The sequence below is a fragment of the Lichenicola sp. genome, assembly GCF_965198575.1.
In the GTDB taxonomy this organism is placed as follows: Bacteria; Pseudomonadota; Alphaproteobacteria; order Acetobacterales; family Acetobacteraceae; genus Lichenicola.
Window position 1 is genome coordinate 3,319,619 of sequence record NZ_OZ240671.1, and the last position, 17,901, is coordinate 3,337,519.

At 68.0% G+C, this 17,901-nt stretch carries 11 protein-coding genes; 7 read left to right on the top strand and 4 right to left on the bottom strand.

The genetic code is table 11. The annotated features are described in order from the left end of the window. Positions 1-3 precede the first annotated feature (3 nt). From glgB to ACOEQ2_RS15125, 4 genes are all read right to left on the bottom strand, one after another. Positions 4-2,199: a 1,4-alpha-glucan branching protein GlgB gene (gene glgB, locus ACOEQ2_RS15110; RefSeq protein ID WP_419728781.1), complete on the bottom strand. Its 2,196-nt coding sequence runs from the start codon at positions 2,197-2,199 to the stop codon at positions 4-6. Next, positions 2,192-5,539, bottom strand: a complete 3,348-nt coding sequence (gene treS, locus ACOEQ2_RS15115) for a maltose alpha-D-glucosyltransferase (RefSeq protein ID WP_419728782.1) — start codon at positions 5,537-5,539, stop codon at positions 2,192-2,194. The genes glgB and treS overlap by 8 nt, the downstream gene beginning before the upstream one ends. Before the next feature lie 77 nt (positions 5,540-5,616). Next, positions 5,617-8,799: an alpha-1,4-glucan--maltose-1-phosphate maltosyltransferase gene (locus tag ACOEQ2_RS15120; RefSeq protein ID WP_419728783.1), complete on the bottom strand. Its 3,183-nt coding sequence runs from the start codon at positions 8,797-8,799 to the stop codon at positions 5,617-5,619. Positions 8,800-9,019: 220 nt separating this feature from the next. Further along, entirely contained in the window at positions 9,020-9,763 is a 744-nt protein-coding gene (locus ACOEQ2_RS15125; RefSeq protein ID WP_419728784.1) for a response regulator, read from the bottom strand. A 173-nt stretch (positions 9,764-9,936) separates the two neighbouring features. Between ACOEQ2_RS15125 and ACOEQ2_RS15130 the strand changes: the two genes are divergently transcribed. The 7 genes from ACOEQ2_RS15130 (at position 9,937) to ACOEQ2_RS15160 (ending at position 17,899) form a co-directional block, all read left to right on the top strand. Further along, positions 9,937-10,410, top strand: a complete 474-nt coding sequence (locus ACOEQ2_RS15130; RefSeq protein WP_419731243.1) for a sigma-70 family RNA polymerase sigma factor — start codon at positions 9,937-9,939, stop codon at positions 10,408-10,410. Between the two features lie 597 nt (positions 10,411-11,007). Next, complete coding sequence (locus tag ACOEQ2_RS15135; RefSeq protein WP_419728785.1) at positions 11,008-11,595, top strand: sigma-70 family RNA polymerase sigma factor; 588 nt, start codon at positions 11,008-11,010, stop codon at positions 11,593-11,595. A gap of 146 nt (positions 11,596-11,741) precedes the next feature. Beyond that, entirely contained in the window at positions 11,742-11,927 is a 186-nt protein-coding gene (locus ACOEQ2_RS15140; RefSeq protein WP_419731244.1) for a NepR family anti-sigma factor, read from the top strand. Position 11,928: 1 nt separating this feature from the next. Continuing rightward, on the top strand, positions 11,929-13,740 hold the full coding sequence (locus tag ACOEQ2_RS15145) for a sensor histidine kinase (RefSeq protein WP_419728786.1): 1,812 nt from the start codon (positions 11,929-11,931) through the stop codon (positions 13,738-13,740). 106 nt (positions 13,741-13,846) lie between these two features. Further along, complete coding sequence (gene cydD, locus ACOEQ2_RS15150; protein WP_419728787.1) at positions 13,847-15,652, top strand: thiol reductant ABC exporter subunit CydD; 1,806 nt, start codon at positions 13,847-13,849, stop codon at positions 15,650-15,652. Further along, positions 15,649-17,397, top strand: coding sequence for a thiol reductant ABC exporter subunit CydC (gene cydC / locus ACOEQ2_RS15155; protein WP_419728788.1), 1,749 nt, complete (start codon positions 15,649-15,651; stop codon positions 17,395-17,397). The genes cydD and cydC overlap by 4 nt, the downstream gene beginning before the upstream one ends. A 109-nt stretch (positions 17,398-17,506) precedes the next feature. Next, positions 17,507-17,899 carry an OmpA family protein gene (locus ACOEQ2_RS15160; protein ID WP_419728789.1) on the top strand — a complete coding sequence of 131 codons (393 nt, stop codon included), beginning with the start codon at positions 17,507-17,509 and terminating at the stop codon, positions 17,897-17,899. The last annotated feature ends 2 nt before the right edge of the window (positions 17,900-17,901 follow it).

A 17,901-nucleotide genomic window follows, 5' to 3' on the forward strand; every position in this document is an offset into this window, starting at 1 on the left:
GACCTAGACGGGGGCGAAAATGAGCGTCGACAGCGGCGGCAGGGTCACCGTGAGAGACGCAGGCTGATCATGCGCCGGCTCGGATACCGCATCCACACCGCCGAAATTGCCGACGTCCGACCCGCCGTAACGCGAAGAGTCGCTGTTCAGAAGTTCCGCCCAGTGGCCCAGCTGCGATACGCCGATGGTGTAACCGTGCCGCACGACGGGGGTGAAATTGCACACCACCAGAACCGGCCGCTGACCGTACTCTCCGAAGCGCAGCCACGCATAGACGCTCTGCTCGGCATCATGCAGCACCACCCAGCGGAATCCGCCATCCTCCGTATCACGGACATGAAGCGCCGGCTCGCCGCGATAGATCGTGTTCAGGTCACGCACCAGCTGCTGCACGCCGCGATTGCGTGGGTCGTCGAGCAGCCACCAGTCGAGGCCGGTATCGTGGTTCCATTCCCGCCACTGCGCGATCTCGCTGCCCATGAACAGCAGCTTCTTGCCGGGATGGGTCCACATGAAGCCGTAATAGGCTCGCAGGTTGGCGAATTTCTGCCAGTCGTCACCCGGCATCTTGCCGATCATCGAGCCTTTTCCGTACACCACCTCGTCATGCGAGATCGGCAGCACGAAGCGCTCGGAGAAGGCATAGACCAGGCCGAATGCAACCTCGCCATGATGCCATTTCCGGTTGACCGGCTCTTCCTCGATGTAATGCAGGGTGTCGTGCATCCACCCCATGTTCCACTTGTAGTCGAAGCCGAGGCCGCCCTCGTCGGCGCTGCGGGTGACTCCCGGGAACGACGTGCTCTCCTCGGCGACCAGGATGGCACCCGGTGCGGTTTCCTTCACGGCACGACTGAGATCCTGCAGGAAGGCGATCGATTCCAGGTTCTCGCGGCCGCCATACATGTTCGGCACCCACTCACCCTGCTTGCGGCTGTAGTCGCGATACAGCATCGAGGCGACGGCATCGACCCGCAGCCCGTCGACATGGAAATGCCGCAGCCAGAACAACCCGCCTGCAATCATGAAACCGCGCACCTCGTTGCGGCCGAGATTGTAGATGTAGGTGTTCCAGTCCTGGTGATAGCCCTCGAAGGGATTGCCGTGCTCATAGAGGGAAGTGCCGTCGAAATTCGCCAGACCGTGCGCGTCGGTCGGGAAATGCGCCGGCACCCAATCGAGCAGCACGCCGATGCCGGCCGCGTGGCAGCGATCGACGAAGCCGGCGAACTCGGCCGGCGTGCCCATGCGCGCGGTCGGCGCGAACTGGCCCAGCACCTGATAGCCCCAGGAACCGCCGAACGGATGCTCCATGATCGGCATCAGTTCGATATGGGTGAAGCCCAGCTCGACGATGTACGGGATCAGCCGGTCGCCGAGCGTCTGCCAGCTCGCCTGCGTGCCGTCATGCGGGCCCCAGGACATCGCGTGCAGCTCGTAGATCGAGATCGGCGCGTTCGGCGCCTGGGTGCTTGCCCGATGCGCCATCCAGGCCTGGTCGGTCCACACGAACGGTGCCGGATCATCGACCACAGAACCGGTCGCGGGCGGAGCCTCGGTGGCCCAGGCGACCGGATCGGCGCGCCATGGCAGCAGGTTGCCGTCAGGCCCGACCAGCTCGTACTTGTAGATCGCACCTGGCACGACGCCCGGCACGAACAGCTCCCAGACCCCCGACCCGCCACGCACACGCATCGGGTGGCGGCGGCCATCCCAGCCATTGAAGGATCCCACGACGGAGACGCGATGCGCATTCGGCGCCCACACCGCGAAGCGCGTGCCGGATACGCCCTCGATCTCCATCACGTGCGCACCGAGCACCTGGCCGAGATCGCGATGCCTGCCTTCGGAGATCAGGTAGATGTCGATATCGCCGAGCAGCGGCGGGAACGAATAGGGGTCCGCCAGATCCTGGGTAAGCTCACCACCCGACCCGTCCGCAACCGACACGCGCAGGCGGTACGGCACATCGGTCTCGATGGAACCTGACCAGAGGCCGTCCGGATGGATCCTCGCCAGGGTGCCGCGCAGCTTTCCGGTGGTCGCGTCCACCACCTCGACGCGGGTGGCCTCCGGCAGGAACGCCCGAACCGCGTAGCCGCCGGCGAGGTGGTGCGGCCCGAGCAGGGAGAACGGGTCGCCGTGACGGGCACGAACGAACGAGTCGATGGCTCCCGGATGCGGCAAATGTTCAGACATCCGCGTGATCTCCGGCACCGAGAAGTCGTTCGGCAATATCGTCGAGCCCGGCAAGTGGGATGTCGATCCAGTCGGGCCGGTTATCCGCCTCGTAGCGGATCTCGTATGCGGCCTTTTCCAGAAGGAACAGATCGAGCAGCGACTGCTCGGCCTCGCGTCTGACCCACGGGTTGGCGCTGGCCTCGAGGACCTCGCGATAGGCTTCCAGGAAATCCGCACCTGCCGAGGTCCGGAACCGCTCGACCAGACGCTCGCGCCGGTCATTGACCCGGTCGCTCTGGCTGTGCAGCCGTGACGTCGCGGTGGCGCCGGCATAGTCGAACGAGCGCAGCATGCCGGCAACATCGCGCAGGCCCGAGGAATGCGACCGGCGCTGTTCCATGGACTTCGCAGGCTCACCTTCGAAGTCGATCAGATAGGCATCGCCGCCGACCACGAGAACCTGGCCGAGATGGAAGTCGCCATGCACCCGCGTGCGCAGCGACCCGGTGCCGGTCGCCGCAAGCCGGCGCGCGAGCCCGTGCAGGCGCTCATGCAATCCGACGACGCGACGCGCGAGGATCGCGGTTGCGTCCTCCTCCGGGCCGGCAGCCAGGGGCGTCAGGGCTGCGATCGCGCGGTCGATCTGCTCGATCGCCCCGTCTGCCCACGACTGCAGGTCCGCTTCCGTGACGACCTCCGGATGGAACGCCGGATCGGCGGAAGGCATCGCGAACACGTCGTGCAGCTGTGCCAGTCGCCGTCCCAGCGCCTGCGCGAAACTCGAATAGTTGCTGTAGAGATCGGCATCGAGCTCGTGCTCGACGCCGGGCTTTGCCGCATCCGGGGTCTCCACCAGCGTATCCTCGGCCGCCCGTGCCAGATACTCGAGCGTCCATTGCCAGCCATCGCCCTGGTTGCGCACGAAGCCCTGCACCAGCACCAGCGTGTTGGGCGTGCCGTCCGTGTCGTAGCGCGTGACCTCGCCGTAGAGCGGCGGCGTGTTGGCGTAGCCGCGTTCGGTCAGGTAGCGCGAGATCTCGGCTTCCGGATGCACGCCGGACAGCACCTTGCGAACCACCTTGAGGACAAGCTGGTCGTTGATGATCTGCGAGCTGTTGGACTGCTCTGCCGAAAGGCGACGGATCGCCATCTCCGTCGGCTGCTCGATCTGGTCGAGACGGTCGGTCTTGCGGAACTCAAGGCGCTGGCCGGCCGCGTCTCCGGTGAGCTGGATCACGGCGTTCTTCGCGATCAGCTGCATGATGCCGACACTGAAACTGTCGGTGGCGAAACCGTCCGTGACGTATCCGACGAGCGGGCCGCGGCGGATGCGGCTCAGCGCCAGTTGCTGTGCGAGCGGGATCGCGGTGTCCTCGCTGACCACGCCGATGGGCAGACAGTAGCGCTCAACACGGCCACCGACGGTGACGGAGATCTCGCTCAGCATCGCCCTGTTGTCGCGGTCGTCGCTGAGCGGCACGGCATAGGCGATCGTCGCCTTCCCAAAGGCCTCGCTCTTGGACGAGAACCAGCGCCGCTTCGGCAGGTATGCCGGAAGCACCTCGTTCTCGATCACGGTGCGTGACGCGCCGGTGACGATCTCGGTCAGCGTGTTCCGCACCACGATGGTCGACAGGTCGGGCAGCGGCTCGGATGTCGGGGCATGCCAGCTCGGCAGAGCCTGCTCGGTCGCCAGCATGAACCAGTAGAAACCGTATGGCGGAAGGGTCAGCAGGTAGGTGAGTTGCCCGACGCGGGGGAAGACCGAACCGCCGATCACGTCGACGGGCACACGGCCGTTGAAGTCCCGGAGATCGAGCTCGACCGCCTGCGCCGAACGCGACAGATTATAGACGCACAGCAGTGTCTCGTCATGCTCCCCGGCACCCTGCAGCGTACGCAGATAGGCCAGCACCTTGCGATTCCCGGGATACAGGAACTCCTGCGTGCCACGTCCGAAGGCGCGGTGGCGCTTGCGCACGTCGAGCATGCGCTGCATCCACTTCAGCAACGAATGCTGGTCGGCGGACTGCGCCTCCACGTTGACCGCCTGGAACCCGTAGATCGGGTCCATGATCGGCGGCATCACCAGCCCGGCCGGATCGGCGCGGGAGAAACCACCATTGCGGTCGATCGACCATTGCATCGGGGTGCGCACACCGTCCCGGTCGCCGAGATAGATGTTGTCGCCCATGCCGATCTCGTCGCCGTAATAGATCACCGGCGTTCCGGGCATCGACAGCATCAGGCCGTTCATCAGCTCGATGCGGCGACGGTCATGCTGCATCAGCGGCGACAGGCGACGCCGGATGCCGAGATTGATCCGCGCGCGCTTGTCGGACGCGTAGGTCTCCCAGAGATAATCGCGCTCCGACGAGGTGACCATCTCGAGCGTGAGCTCGTCATGGTTGCGCAGGAAGACGGCCCATTGGCAGTTGTCCGGGATCGCCGGGGTCTGGCGCATGATGTCGGTGATCGGGAAGCGATCCTCGCGTGCGATCGCCATGTACATCCGCGGCATCAGCGGAAAGTGGAACGACATGTGGCACTCGTCGCCCTGGCCGAAATAGACCTGGGCGTCTTCCGGCCACATGTTCGCTTCCGCGAGCAGCATCCGACCCGGTGCGTATTCATCGATCTCGGCGCGGATCCGCTTGATGATGACGTGCGTTTCGGGAAGGTTCTCGTTGTTGGTCCCGTCGCGCTCGATCAGGTACGGCACCGCGTCGAGCCGCAGCCCGTCGATGCCGATATCGAGCCAGAACCGCATCACCGACAGGACCTCTTCCATGACCGCCGGATTGTCGAAGTTCAGGTCGGGCTGGTGGCTGTAGAAGCGGTGCCAGTAATAGGCCTGTGCCTCGTCGTCCCAGGTCCAGTTCGACTTCTCGGTATCGAGAAAGATGATGCGCGTGCCGCTGTACTTCTCATCCGTGTCGGACCACACATAGAAGTCCCGCTCGGGCGACCCGGCGGGCGCGCGGCGGGCGCGCTGGAACCAGCTATGCTGGTCGGAGGTGTGGTTGATGACCAGTTCGGTGATCACACGCAGGCCGCGCTCGTGCGCCGCCACCACGAAGCGGCGGACATCGTTCAGCGTGCCGTATTCGGGATGCACGCCGCGATAGTCGGAAATATCGTAGCCGTCGTCACGACGCGGGCTCGGGTAGAACGGCAGCATCCAGATCGCGGTGACGCCGAGCTCGACGATGTAGTCGAGCTTCTGGAACAAGCCCTCGAAGTCGCCGACGCCGTCGTTGTTGGCGTCGAAGAACGACTTGAGGTGGATCTGATAGATGATCGCGTCCTTGTACCAGAGCGGATCCTCGATCGGCGGCAACGTCGCTTGTGTGGTCATGGCAGGCTGCAGGTCCTGGAGGAATGAATTGCTGGACTTGGAAGAAGGACGGCCGGATCGCGCGCCGCCGCGGGAGTTCAGGTGGCGGGGCCGGCGCGCCAGATGAGATAGGGCTGATCAGGCGTCAAGGTGATGTCATGGGTTCGGCCGGTCAGGGTAAACGGATGGCCGCCGACCAGATCCTCGGCCGCAAGCGAGGCCTGGTCGGGGAGGGCCCACTTCCAGAGCGGCAGGTCGATCCGGGCCTGCTGCACGTGATGCGGATCGAGGCTGATTGCCACGAGGATGGTGTTGCTGCGGTCCTTCGTCGTCTTCTCGAAGAACAGCACCGCATCGTTGGCCGCCGGCAGGAAATTGATGCCGAGATGCGACCGGAGCGCCGGATTCTCGCGGCGGATTCGGTTCAGCTGCGTGATCTCGGCAACGATGTTGCCGGGGCGGTTCCAGTCCCAGGCGCGGATCTGGAATTTCTCGCTGTCGAGATACTCCTCCTTGCCGGGCGCAAGCCTGGTCCCCTCGCACAATTCGAAACCGTTATACACGCCCCACAGCCCCGACAACGTGGCGGCCAGGGCGGCGCGGATCAGGAAGGCGCCGCGCGTGGTGTCCTGCAGGAAAGCCGGGTTGATGTCAGGCGTGTTGACAAAGAAATGCGGCCGGAAAAAGTCCCGCGGCGCGTCCTCGGTAAGCTGCGTCAGATATTCCGTCAGCTCCACTTTGGTGTTGCGCCAGGTGAAGTAGGTGTAGCTCTGGCTGAAGCCGACCTTGCCGAGGCGGTTCATCACCTTCGGCCGGGTGAAGGCTTCCGCCAGGAACACCGCGTCCGGATAGCGTGCACGGATTTCAGCGATCATCCATTGCCAGAACGGGAATGGCTTGGTGTGCGGGTTATCCACACGGAACAGGCGGATGCCCTGCTCGCACCAGAACAGCACGACATTCGCCAGCGCCAGCCACAGGTCTGGCACACTGCCCGAGGCATAGAAATCGACGTTGACGATGTCCTGGTATTTCTTCGGCGGGTTCTCGGCATACCGGATGGTGCCGTCCGGGCGCCAGTCGAACCAGTCCTTGTGATCGCGCAACCAGGGATGGTCGGGCGAACACTGGATCGCGAAATCAAGCGCCAGTTCGAGGCCGTGCACTTCTGCCGCCTCGCGCAGGTGCAGGAAGTCGGCGAGGGTTCCCAGTTCCGGGTGGATTGCGTCATGCCCACCTTCGGCGGTGCCTACGGCATAGGGGCTGCCGACATCCTCCGGCCCCGGCGTCAGGGTATTGTTCGGACCCTTGCGGTTGGTGCTGCCGATCGGATGGATCGGCGGGAAATACAGCACGTCGAACCCCATCGCGCGCACCCGCGGCAGGTGGCGCTCGACGTCTCGGAAGGTGCCGTGGCGCTTCGGGTCGTCGCTCATCGAGCGCGGAAACACCTCGTACCAGCTTGCGAAACCGGCACCGGTGCGCTCGGCATCGACCGGGATCTCGGCGCTGAACACGCTGAACGGGCGCGCGTCGGCGGCGTCCATCAAGGCTGCCAGCTCGTCCGACAGCAGCACCACGCGCTGCGCGTCGGCATCACCACTCTCGAGCGCATCGAGCACCTCGGCCAGCGCGACGTTGCCACGCTTGAGGGCCGCACGCACGTGGCCGATACCCTCGATGATCTCCAACGACGTGTTCACGCCGGCATTGTGCTTCGCAGCCAGCTCGTGCGTGTAGGTGCCCCACACATCGCGCCAGGCTTCGACGCGGTAGCGATGCAGCCCGCGGGTCTCGAGCGGGAAGGCGGCCTGCCAGCGATCATTGCCGAGCAGGCGCATCCGGGTCTCGTGCCACGCCGTCTCGTCGAGCGCCTCGCCCGGGCCCTGCCACTGCAACGCGACCGCCAGAGTGTCGTGGCCATCGCCGATCACGTCGATGCCGACCTCGACCAACTCGCCGGCGGTGCGCTTGACCGGGAACAACCCGCCATCCACCGAAGGTGTCGGCGCCTCCAGGGCAAGCCGCGCCCAGGCACCTGCGCGCACCGCGGACTGGCTGTCGAGCGGCAGCGGCGTGCCGTTGCGCATGCGCGTGGCACTGAATGCCCAAAGCGCGCCCGGCGGCAGGGTGACCACCCGGCCGGGAACCAGCTTGTCTTGGCCGTGCGCGGTATCGGTGTCATCGACCGGCGCGAACGGGCCGAACGCGCCGCCGACGGACGGCAACACGCTGGCCGGATCGAAGGCGGCGGGCCGGTCGGCGAGGGTGTTCAGCAGCAGCAGCGTCGCGTCGCGGCTGAAGCGCGGATCATCGGCCGCGCCGCGCATGATCGTGCTGACCGGTTGGCCCGGCGCCGACAGCAGATGCGGCAGCCCGAGGCCGGCGGTGTGATCGGCGATGGTCGCCAGCTTGCCCGCATCCAGGGTCGTGGCGATCGCCTGCGGCACGATCCATCCGATCGCCTCGGCAACAGCGAAACCGAGAGCGCGGCGCAGCCTGGCCGGGTCGTCGGCGCCGTCGCTGCCGGGTGCCGGCAGGAGTGCCAGCACCGGTCCCACCTGTCGCAGCAGCTCCAGCTCCTGCTGGAACCAGCCGGCACGCCAGTCCCACCACCCAAGCGAGCAGAGCACGCCGTCGAGGCCGATACCGGTCAGCCCGGCGAGCTCTTCCCAGGGGATGCCGGCGGTGTCGGCAACGAGCAGCGAACTCGGTGCGGCGGCTCGCAGCGCACGCAGAAGCGGCGCCCGGCTGGCGGCGGGGAGCGCGGACAGGCCGAGCAGACGGACACCCCCAAGCCCATGCGGCGCCAGTGCGGCGATGGCCTCGCCCCAGAACCTGCCGACGGCGGCCGCCGAGCGCTCGTCGCCCAAAACCGCCTCGGCGATGGTTTCCGTGAAGCCGTGGCGGGGATCGAGCGCCAGTTCGCGGCGCGGCTGCGGGAACAGGTCCGACCGGTGCAGCGCCACGTCACCACTTGCGACGACGCGATCGACGAGCAGATCGGCCAGTACCGTCCGCGCACGCTTGGCATGCGTTGCGATCGCTGTCGCCACATCCACCGGGGCAAGCGTCGATATCAGTCCCGGCGTCGATTGCTCGGCGAACATGTCGTGGATCAGCAGGCCGTCGAAGCCGCTGGGCAATGAAGCGGGCGCATCGGCCAGACCGCCCAGGACCAGCCTGAGCGGGGCCGTGCGACGACCATCTGCTGCGTCTTGACCGGCGATGGCGACATCCGCGCCTGCGGTTTCCGATGCGCCATGCCTGGCCGGTTCCATCACGTCCATCTCTTCCCCATCAGTTCCGCTATGGATCAGCTGGCGTGAGATCCGCCCCCAGGCCGCCTGACTGCTCCGCGATCGACCGCTCCGGCGCGGGCGGCCAGCCTGCCGGCCACCCTGCTCGATTGCGTCGGGCATCCTCGCCGAACGTCATGTCGCGCAGCCCGGTTCCGCGCCGCGCGTGACAATCGGGCGCTCCCAGTTCCTTCCTCGGCAGCTACTGGAGGTCGACGCCGCCGCTTACCGCCTGGTAGGTCGCGATCGCCAGGGTCAGCGGCTCGAACGGCTTGGTGATGACGAAGGCGGGCTCGACCGCCTCGCCGGTCAGCAGCCGCTCGGGGTAGGCGGTCACGAAGATCACCGGCGCATAATGGTGCTTCAGGATGCGGCTGACCGCCGAGGTGCCATCGCCGCCCAGGCCGAGATTGATGTCGGCCAGGATCAGTCCGGGCTTGGTGGCCTGCGCCAGCCGCACCGCATCCGCCTCGGTGGAGGCGACACCGACGACCCTGTGGCCACACCCCATCACCAGCTCCTCGATGTCCATGGCGATGATCGGCTCGTCCTCGATGATCAGCACGTCGGTCGCGGCCGAGGCACGCAGGCGCTCGCGCGCATCGGCGAGCTGGGCGGCGGCATCGTTGAGCTCGAGCGTGACGATGGGAGCGGCTTCCTCGATCGGCACCTCTTCCAGCGCGGTCAGCAGCAGCAGCTGGCGCTGCTTGGAGTTGAGCCCGTCGACCAGCGACGGCAGCGTCGAGATGCCGGAATCGAAACGCCGCGTGACCCAATAGTACAGGCCGTAACGCGGTGTCAGCGTGTCGTCGGTCGAGGCCAGCATCTCGCGCAGGCTCTCGGCCACCAGCAGATCGCCGCGTGGTTGGCTTCCGGTCAGGGCGCGCGCATAACGTCGAGCGTAGGGAAGGGCGCGGAGTAGGTCATCGCGCCGCGTACTGGCCATCAGGCGTCTCTCTCTGGATAGGAATTGGATTGCAGGTGGATGATCTGCCGGACGAGCCGCAGCTTGGGGTCGAGCTGGAGCTTGGAGCAATCCCGGACAAGAGCAACGATGTTTCCGGGACGGACGGATCCGTACGGGAGAGCGCGCCCGGGTCGAACGACGTCCATCGGTTGATGGCGGCACTGCTGCCCGATCTGCGCGGCTTTGCCCGCTTCCTGACCCGCGACCCGACGGCTGCGGACGACCTGGTGCAGGACACCGTGGTGCGTGCGCTGGCGGCGCAGCATTCGTTTCAGCCCGGCACCAACCTGAAGGCCTGGCTGTTCACCATCGAGCGCAACGCCTTCTACGAGCAGATGCGGCGACGCCGGCGGGAGACCCAGCTGCTGAGCGAGCAGGTGCCCGACGCTGTCGACCTGCAGGCGCCCGAGGCACACCGTCGAAGCGAGCTGTCCGACCTGCAGCGGCTGTTGTGGACGCTGCCGCCGCTGCTGCGCGAGGCCCTGGTGCTGGTCGGCGCCCAGGAGCTCAGCCACGAGGAGGCCGCAACCATCTGCGGCGTGCCGGTCGGGACGATGAAGGCGCGGGTCTCGCGAGCGCGCGGGCAGTTGGCCCGGACGATGAGCCGCGAGCAGCAGGAAAGCTGACCCGCGCACCGCCCGTCGCTCTGCCTGGACCTTCGCGCTCCGGCATGCGGGCGGTGCCGACATGGTGGCATCCGGATGCTGACGATCGGTCATGGCTGCCTCCTCTGTCGGCGGACGCGGATCACCGGTGCACCATACACCGACACTCCCGCGCCCTGGTTGGACGAAACGCCGCCGCCGGCGGTGCTGGCGCTGGTGGCAAGGTCAGGTCCGCACCTGGCCTCCGCCCCATCACGTGTCGCCGACCATCATGTCGGACCGTGAGCAAGGCCGCTGATCACAACGCCGGTCCCGGCACGAACCCCGCATGCGCCGAAGCCGGTATCGCGGCCGCACGGTCGCGGATGAAGCCCCTCATGTAAAGGCTTGCTCCAAACCGGGACGCCACACAACTCGTCAGCGCCGCGCGGCACCTCCGGGCACAGTCTGGTTTCTCGCTGTAGCGGACCGCATGGGCGGTGCCGTAGCAGACCGCGTGCTCGGTCGGGCCCGGCGCAGCATGCTCCCGATTTCGTGAAGTGCTGATGCAGCATGACGATGCAACCCCCGCAAATTCCCGGTCATTGCTCGTTCAGACTTCACGGAGCGACTGCACCCATGTCGAAAAGCTTCCACGACCAGGTCATCACGATCCTTCCCAAGCTGCGGGTTCAGGCTCTGGCCCTCACGCGCAATCGCGCAGCAGCCGAGGATCTCGTGCAGGATGCGGTCTGCAACGCCCTGTCGGCACAGAACAGCTTCATCCCCGGCACCAATTTCCCGGCCTGGATGCATCGCATCCTGCGCAACCGGTTCATCTCGAACCTGCGCAAGCGCCGTGACACGACCGACATCGACGATGTGCCGGCCTCCGCTTTCGCGACCGAGGCGCCGCATGAGGATCGTCTGGCTCTGAAGGATCTCGGCAAGGCGATGACCCGTCTCCCGGCCGACCAGCGCGAGGCGCTGATCATGGTCGTGGTGCAGGGGATGAGCTACGAGAACCTGGCCGAGGCGACCGGTTGCGCAGTCGGCACCGCCAAGAGCCGCGTGTTCCGCGCACGCCGTCAGCTCGAGACCTGGCTCACCGGTGAGGCGCCCGAGCGCGCGGACGACCGCGCTGCGGCGGCCCGTGCGAGTGCGATCAGCCGGGCGATGGACGCCCGTATCCTCGAGGCCAGCCGTGCAGGTCGTGCCGTCGCCTGACATGTGACGTGCCGGCCGGTGTGGCGAGATCGCCTCGCATCACCGGTCGGTCCAAAGCTTTTGAACGATCCGATGGAACGGGCCCTCTTCGGGCTCGTTTCCGTGTTCTGACGCCTGCGAATTCAGTATCGGGATGACTCAGCGTGATGACGCCTGCGAACGACGAGCCTCCGACCGGGCGTTCGCACTCTCAGCCGAAAAAGAAGCGGAAGTCCGACAACGCATTCGACCAGTGGTTGCAGCGAGGCCTTCACCAGATGTTCGACGATGTCGCGAACGAGCCGGTGCCGGATGATCTGCTCAAGCTGATCGAGGACGATCGCGGCGGCTGAGATGCTGCCGTCCGAGGTGCACGACGAGTCCGGCCACACCGTGCGACACCGGCGGGCTTCGCGTATCCTGGACAGCGTCAGCGCGCGGCTCATGACGATCATCCTGCTCTCGGTGCTGCCGATGGCGGCGCTGGCTGCCTTGCTGGCCTGGCACAATTTCCAGACGACGCGCGACGCCAGCGTGACCCGCGCGGCGACCGTGGCGCAGGCCCTCAAGATCCGCTCGGACGAGCAGGTCTCGGATGTCGAGAGGATGCTCCGGGCCTTGGCGCAGCAGCCCGGGCTGCAGAATCCGGGGGATTGCCACGCGCTGCTGCGCCTGGCCATGGCCTTCCAGGGCGCCCAGCTGAGCCGTCTCGACGTGCTCGATTCCGGGCGGTCGGTGGTCTGCGGCGACCCGGCGGGTCCGGCGTCCTATACGGCTTCCGATCCTGTCCTTGCGCCGCCGGCGGCCGCCCGGTCGGCCGTGCACGACCCGGTTCCGACAGCGGGGGTCGTGTCGCTCCGTCCGGTGCTCCCGACCGGACCACATCAGACCCGCCCCATGTTGCAGATGTCGCTCGGGTTGGCCGTGCCGGGGAACGGCAGCAGCACCCTGGTGGCCGAGATGCCGCTGGGCTGGAACCGTGACGAGCTCGAGCGGGCTGACTTGTGGCGTTCGATGTTGGGGCCACGGGGCCAGACCGAGGCCTGGCTGGTCTCACGCGATGGCCAGCGGCTGCCGCTCTGCAACGATTGCGGCTGGACCGGTCAGGCCGACGCGGCGCGCTCGGGCGACGTCGGGAGTGCCCTCGAACCGTTGATCGGCGATGTCTCGCTGCTGGTCCTGACCCAGCCCAGCCGCCAGGAACGACTTGCGCGATCGACCTTCCTGTGGCGCGTGCTGTCGATCATGGCGCTGCTGGCGGCCGGGATGTCCGCGGTGGCGATGGGTGCGGACGTGCTGATCGTCGCACCGCTCAAGGCGATCACCCAGTCGGTCAAGGAGTGGCGCCGGGCTGGGGCCTACGATCCGGGCCATACCCGGATGACGCCTGTCGAATTGCGGCAGTTGTCGCGCGCCTTCACCCAGGCCACCGGTGCCCTGGCGGCACATGAGGAGCGACTACGACGGGCCGAAGCCAAGCAGGAGCTGCTGATCAAGGAGATCCACCACCGGGTGAAGAACAACCTGCAGATCATCGCGTCGCTGCTGAACCTGCAGGCCAACCGCATCCGCCAGCCGGAGGCACGGGCGGAATTCGCCTCGGCGCGGGACCGGGTCAGGGCGCTGGCGACGCTGCACCGCTACCTCTACTCCGAGGGCGAGCTGCATACGCTGAACATGAAATCGTTCCTCGAGGAGCTGTGCGGCCAGCTGTTCCAGGCGATCGGCGAGAAGGAGGGCCGGCGGATCCGGCTCGAGATCGAGGCGCCGGAGATCGTCATGTCGACCGACCAGGCGGTGCCGCTGGCGCTGGTGGTCACCGAGGCGGTCAGCAACGCGATCAAGTACGCGTTCCCGGCCGGACGCAGCGGGCTCGTGTCGGTGAAGCTCGCCGAGGAGACCGAGGGGTTCGCGACCCTGGTGATCGAGGATGACGGCATCGGCATCCCGGCGGGTCGCGCCGAGACCGAGACCGGGATTCGCGACGGCCTTGGCATCCAGCTGATCCGCGGCTTCGCCCGCCAGCTCGCGGCCACGTTGGAGGTCGTGGAGGGCAGGCCGGGAACGGAGAAGCCGACCGGCACGCGCTACACCCTGCTGGTGCCGCTGCATCCCAAGGTCGAGACCTATTCCGAGGCCGATGAGCTGGCTGAAACACCCGTGTGATGCGGGCTGCCCGGCAGCGCCTCGCACATGAAGTTTGAGCAATGCCCCGGCAATTCCTGGCCCGGGCCTGTGCATCGTCCCCCGTCGTGTCTAGATCGGCTGTGAGATGAGCAGCAACCGCACCGTCATTCGCGCCTGGTCGCGCGCCCAGTCCCGGATCGGCAGGCGCCAGGCGATGCCGGCGATCCTGTGCGGCGTGGCCTCGACCGCCCTCGCGATCGGTCAGGCCTGGTGTGTTGCGGCGGTCCTCGCCTCCGCACTGGCCGGCCTCGGTGGCGGGCATTCCATGGCGCCGGGACAGCGAGGCGGGGCGGGCCCGGCCATGTGGTGGCCGGTCGCGGTGTTCGCGGCGCTGGCGGTGCTTCGGGCGCTGCTGCAGATCCGCCAGGAGACCGCCGCCGCCGCCACCGCTGCGGGATCGCGTCGCAGGCTCCGGGGGGAGGCGCTGGCGTCGATCCTGGCGCAGGGGCCGTCGCTGCTTCGTCGGCAACATAGTGGCGCGCTGACCGCCCTGGTGGTGGATCGGATCGAGGGCCTGGACGGGTTCTTCGGCCGCTGGATCCCGGCGGCCAGCCTCGCCGTGCTGTCACCGGGACTGGTGCTGGTGGTCGTTCTGGTGGTGCAGCCACGCGCCGCCCTGGTGCTGCTGCTGTGCGGGCTGGCGGTGCCGGTGTCGCAGGCAGTGTTCGGAATCGGCGCCGCGGTGGCAGCCCGGCGGCAGTTCGTCGCGATGGGCCGGTTGCAGGCGCGCTTCCTCGATCGCGTCCGCGGCATCGCGACGATCGTGCTGGCGGGACGCGCCGACGACGAGGCTGCCAAGCTCGGCGTCGCCGCGGACGAGTTGCGCCAGCGCACCATGCGGGTGCTCCGGGTGGCGTTCCTGTCCTCCGCCGCACTGGATTGCGCGCTGGCGGCGGCGCTCATCATCATCGCGCTGCTGGATGGCCGCACCCTCCTCGCAGCCGGCGGTGCGGCCACATCCTGGGTCGGCGCATCGCTGCTGCCGCGCTCGCTGTTCGCGCTGCTGCTGGTACCTGAGTTCTTCGTCCCGTTGCGCAATTTTGCGCTGGCCTACCAGGATCGCATGCAGGCGGCGGGAGCGGCGGAGGCGCTGGACGACCTGTCGCCCGCGATCGTGCCCGCCGCGTCCGCCGGCCTGCCGGGTGCAGGTCCGGAGGTGGCGGCAGCTCCAGTCCGGACGGTCGCCGCGCACGGCGTCAGCGTGACCTTCGACCATGTCGGCTTTTCCTGGGATCCGGCACGCGGGCGGGCACTCGACGACATCAGCTTCCGCATCCCGGCCGGCGAAACGGTGGTGCTGGCAGGGCAGTCGGGCAGCGGCAAGTCGACGATCATCGAGATGCTGCTCGGCTTCGTGAGCCCGGAGGAGGGTCGCATCACGCTGAACGGCGCAGATCTGGCGACGATCGTGCCGGAGGCGCTGTCCCGCATGACCTCCTGGATCGGCCAGCGCCCGCTGCTGTTTGCCGGCAGCGTGCGCGACAACGTGCTGTTCGCCCGGCCCGGTGCCACCGAGGACGAACTTGCCAGCGCCATGCGGGCCGCAGCCCTGGACCGCTTCGTCGCCACCCTTCCCGAGGGGTTGGAGACGCGGATCGGCGAAGGCGGCTACGGGCTCTCCGGCGGCCAGGCGCAGCGTGTGGCAATCGCGCGCGCGTTCCTGCGCAATGCCCCGCTGCTGCTGCTCGACGAGCCGACCGCTCATCTCGACCCGGCAACCGAGCTCGAGATTTTGGACAGCCTGCGTCGGCTCGCGGTCGGCCGGACGGTCCTGCTGGCCAGCCATTCCTCTGCAGCGCACGCCTTCTCCGGACGCCGGATCGACCTCGCGCGTGGCCGCATCGTGCAGGGGCGGCCGGCTCCGGCTCTGCCACAGGACGCATCCGCATGACCGCGGCTCCGGGTGATGCCGCGCCGTCGACACCGGTGACCGCGTCGACCGCCGGCGATGATCCCCGCACCGGCGGCTTGCGTCCGGTCCTGGCGATCCTGTCGCTCTGGCGACCCCGGGCGCTCAGGTTGCTGATCGGGTTGCTGGTGTCGATGGTGGCGTTCGTGGCCGGACTGGCCCTGCTCGGAGCGTCGGGTCTGCGACTCGCCGGCACCGGCGCCGGGCTCGTGCTGGCATCCGCGCTGCTGCTGCGGGTGCTCGGTGTGGGTCGGGTGCTGCTGCGGTATGGCGAGCGACTCTCGACGCATGATGCGACGTTCCGGGCACTCGCCGACCTGCGGGTGTGGTTCTTCCGGCGGGTCGCACGCAGTGCCGCGGGCGGCCTCGGGTTCCGGCGCTCCGGCGACCTGCTTTCCAGGATGGTCGGCGACGTCGAGGCGCTCGACGGCCTCTATCTGCGCATCCTGGTGCCGCTGGCCAGCGCCGTGATCGCATTGCCGATCCTGTTCCTGCTGGCGCTGCGGCACGGACCGGCTCTCGCGGTGGCGCTGGCACTGCTGTTCGTGTTGTCGGCGCTGCTGCTGCCACTCGCTGCCGCGATCCTGGTGTATCGCGACTCCGCGGCACTGGCAGGTCGTGCGGCGCGCCTGCGGATCGCGGTGCTGGACCTGGTCGGTGGGCTGCGCGAGGTCCGCGCCTTCAGCGGGGAGGGCCGGATGCTGGCCGGGGTGCAGGGCCGGGAGGCGTCGTTGCTGTCGTTGCAGCAGACGCTGGCGCAGCGCACCGCCCTGGCCGGTGCGGCATCCTTCCTGTGCCAGCAGCTTGCGGTGGTCGTCGTGCTTGCCTCGGTGGCGGGGCTCGCCTTCGGGCGCACCGATCCGATCTTCGCGACACTGCTGCTGTTCGTGCTGTTCGCCTGCTTCGAGACCGCAAGCGGGCTGGTGCGCGCCGGCGCGCTCGCCGGGAACGTGGCACACGCCGCCGCCAGGGTGGTCGGGCTCGACACGCCCGGCCGGGATTTGCAGCGAGACGAGGCTCGACAGGCGCTGCTGCGTGCCACGGCGCCGGTCCAGAAGGGCCATACCATCCGCTTCCGCGACGTCGGCTTCCGCTGGCAGCCCGACCGGCCGCCGGTGTTCGAGCACCTGACCCTGGAGATCCCGCAAGGCGCGCGCGTGGCGATCCTGGGGCCCTCGGGGTCCGGCAAGTCGAGCCTGGCGGCGCTGCTGCTTCGAGTGGCGATCCCGCAATCGGGCAGCATCAGCCTGGGCGGGGTCGATCTCGGCGACCTCGACGACGCCACGCTGCGGTCCTCGATCGGCTGGCTCAGCCAGTCCACCCACCTGTTCAACGACACGATCCGCGCCAACCTCCTGCTGGGCCGCCCGGATGCCGACGATGCAAGCCTGTGGCAGGCACTCGAGCAGGCGGCGATCGCGGAGTTTGTGCGCGGGCTGCCGGATGGGCTGGAGAGCTGGATCGGGGAGGGTGGCACCGGCGTGTCGGGCGGCCAGGGCCGACGAATCGCCCTTGCCCGCACGCTGCTGTCGCCGGCCCCGATCCTGATCCTCGACGAGCCCGGCGCGGGGCTGGACGCCGAAACCGAGCAGGCCTTCCTGGCGACGCTGAACCAGGTCGCGGCGGGCCGCACCGTCATCCTGATCGCGCACCGGCTCACCGGGGTCGAGCGACTCGACCGCATCTGGCGGCTCTCCGGAGGCCTTGCCGCAGCCGCCGCAGGCTGATGCGGCCGCCCCAACCCCCGCGATGATGCCGAGGAAGCGGCACGCCCGGATTGACGCTCGGCCTGCCTTGGCCGCACCTGTATCCGCAACAACATCGGAACGAGCACCCATGCGTCGGCTGTCATGCCTTGTCGGATTCTGCCTGCTCTCGGGCTGCGCCACCCTGAGTGCTGGCGACAACGAGATCGGGCGGAAATACGTCGTGTTCTTCACCAAGGGCTCCGCCGCGATCGATGGTCCGGGCAGCGGCGTGGTGCTGCATGCTGCCGGTGCCGCCAGCCGGCATCCGGACGTCACCGTGCTGGTCGCGGGCTATGCGGCGGCACATGGCGACCTCGATGCCGACGAGGCGTTGTCCGAGGCGCGTACCCAGGCGGTGGCGGCAGCCTTGCAGGCCGATGGCGTGGCAGCCAGCCGCATCCGCGAGAGCCCGCGTGCGCCGTCGAACGAGCAGCCGGGCGTATCCGCGCGCCGGGTCGAGATCGGGTTCGCATCGCCCTGACC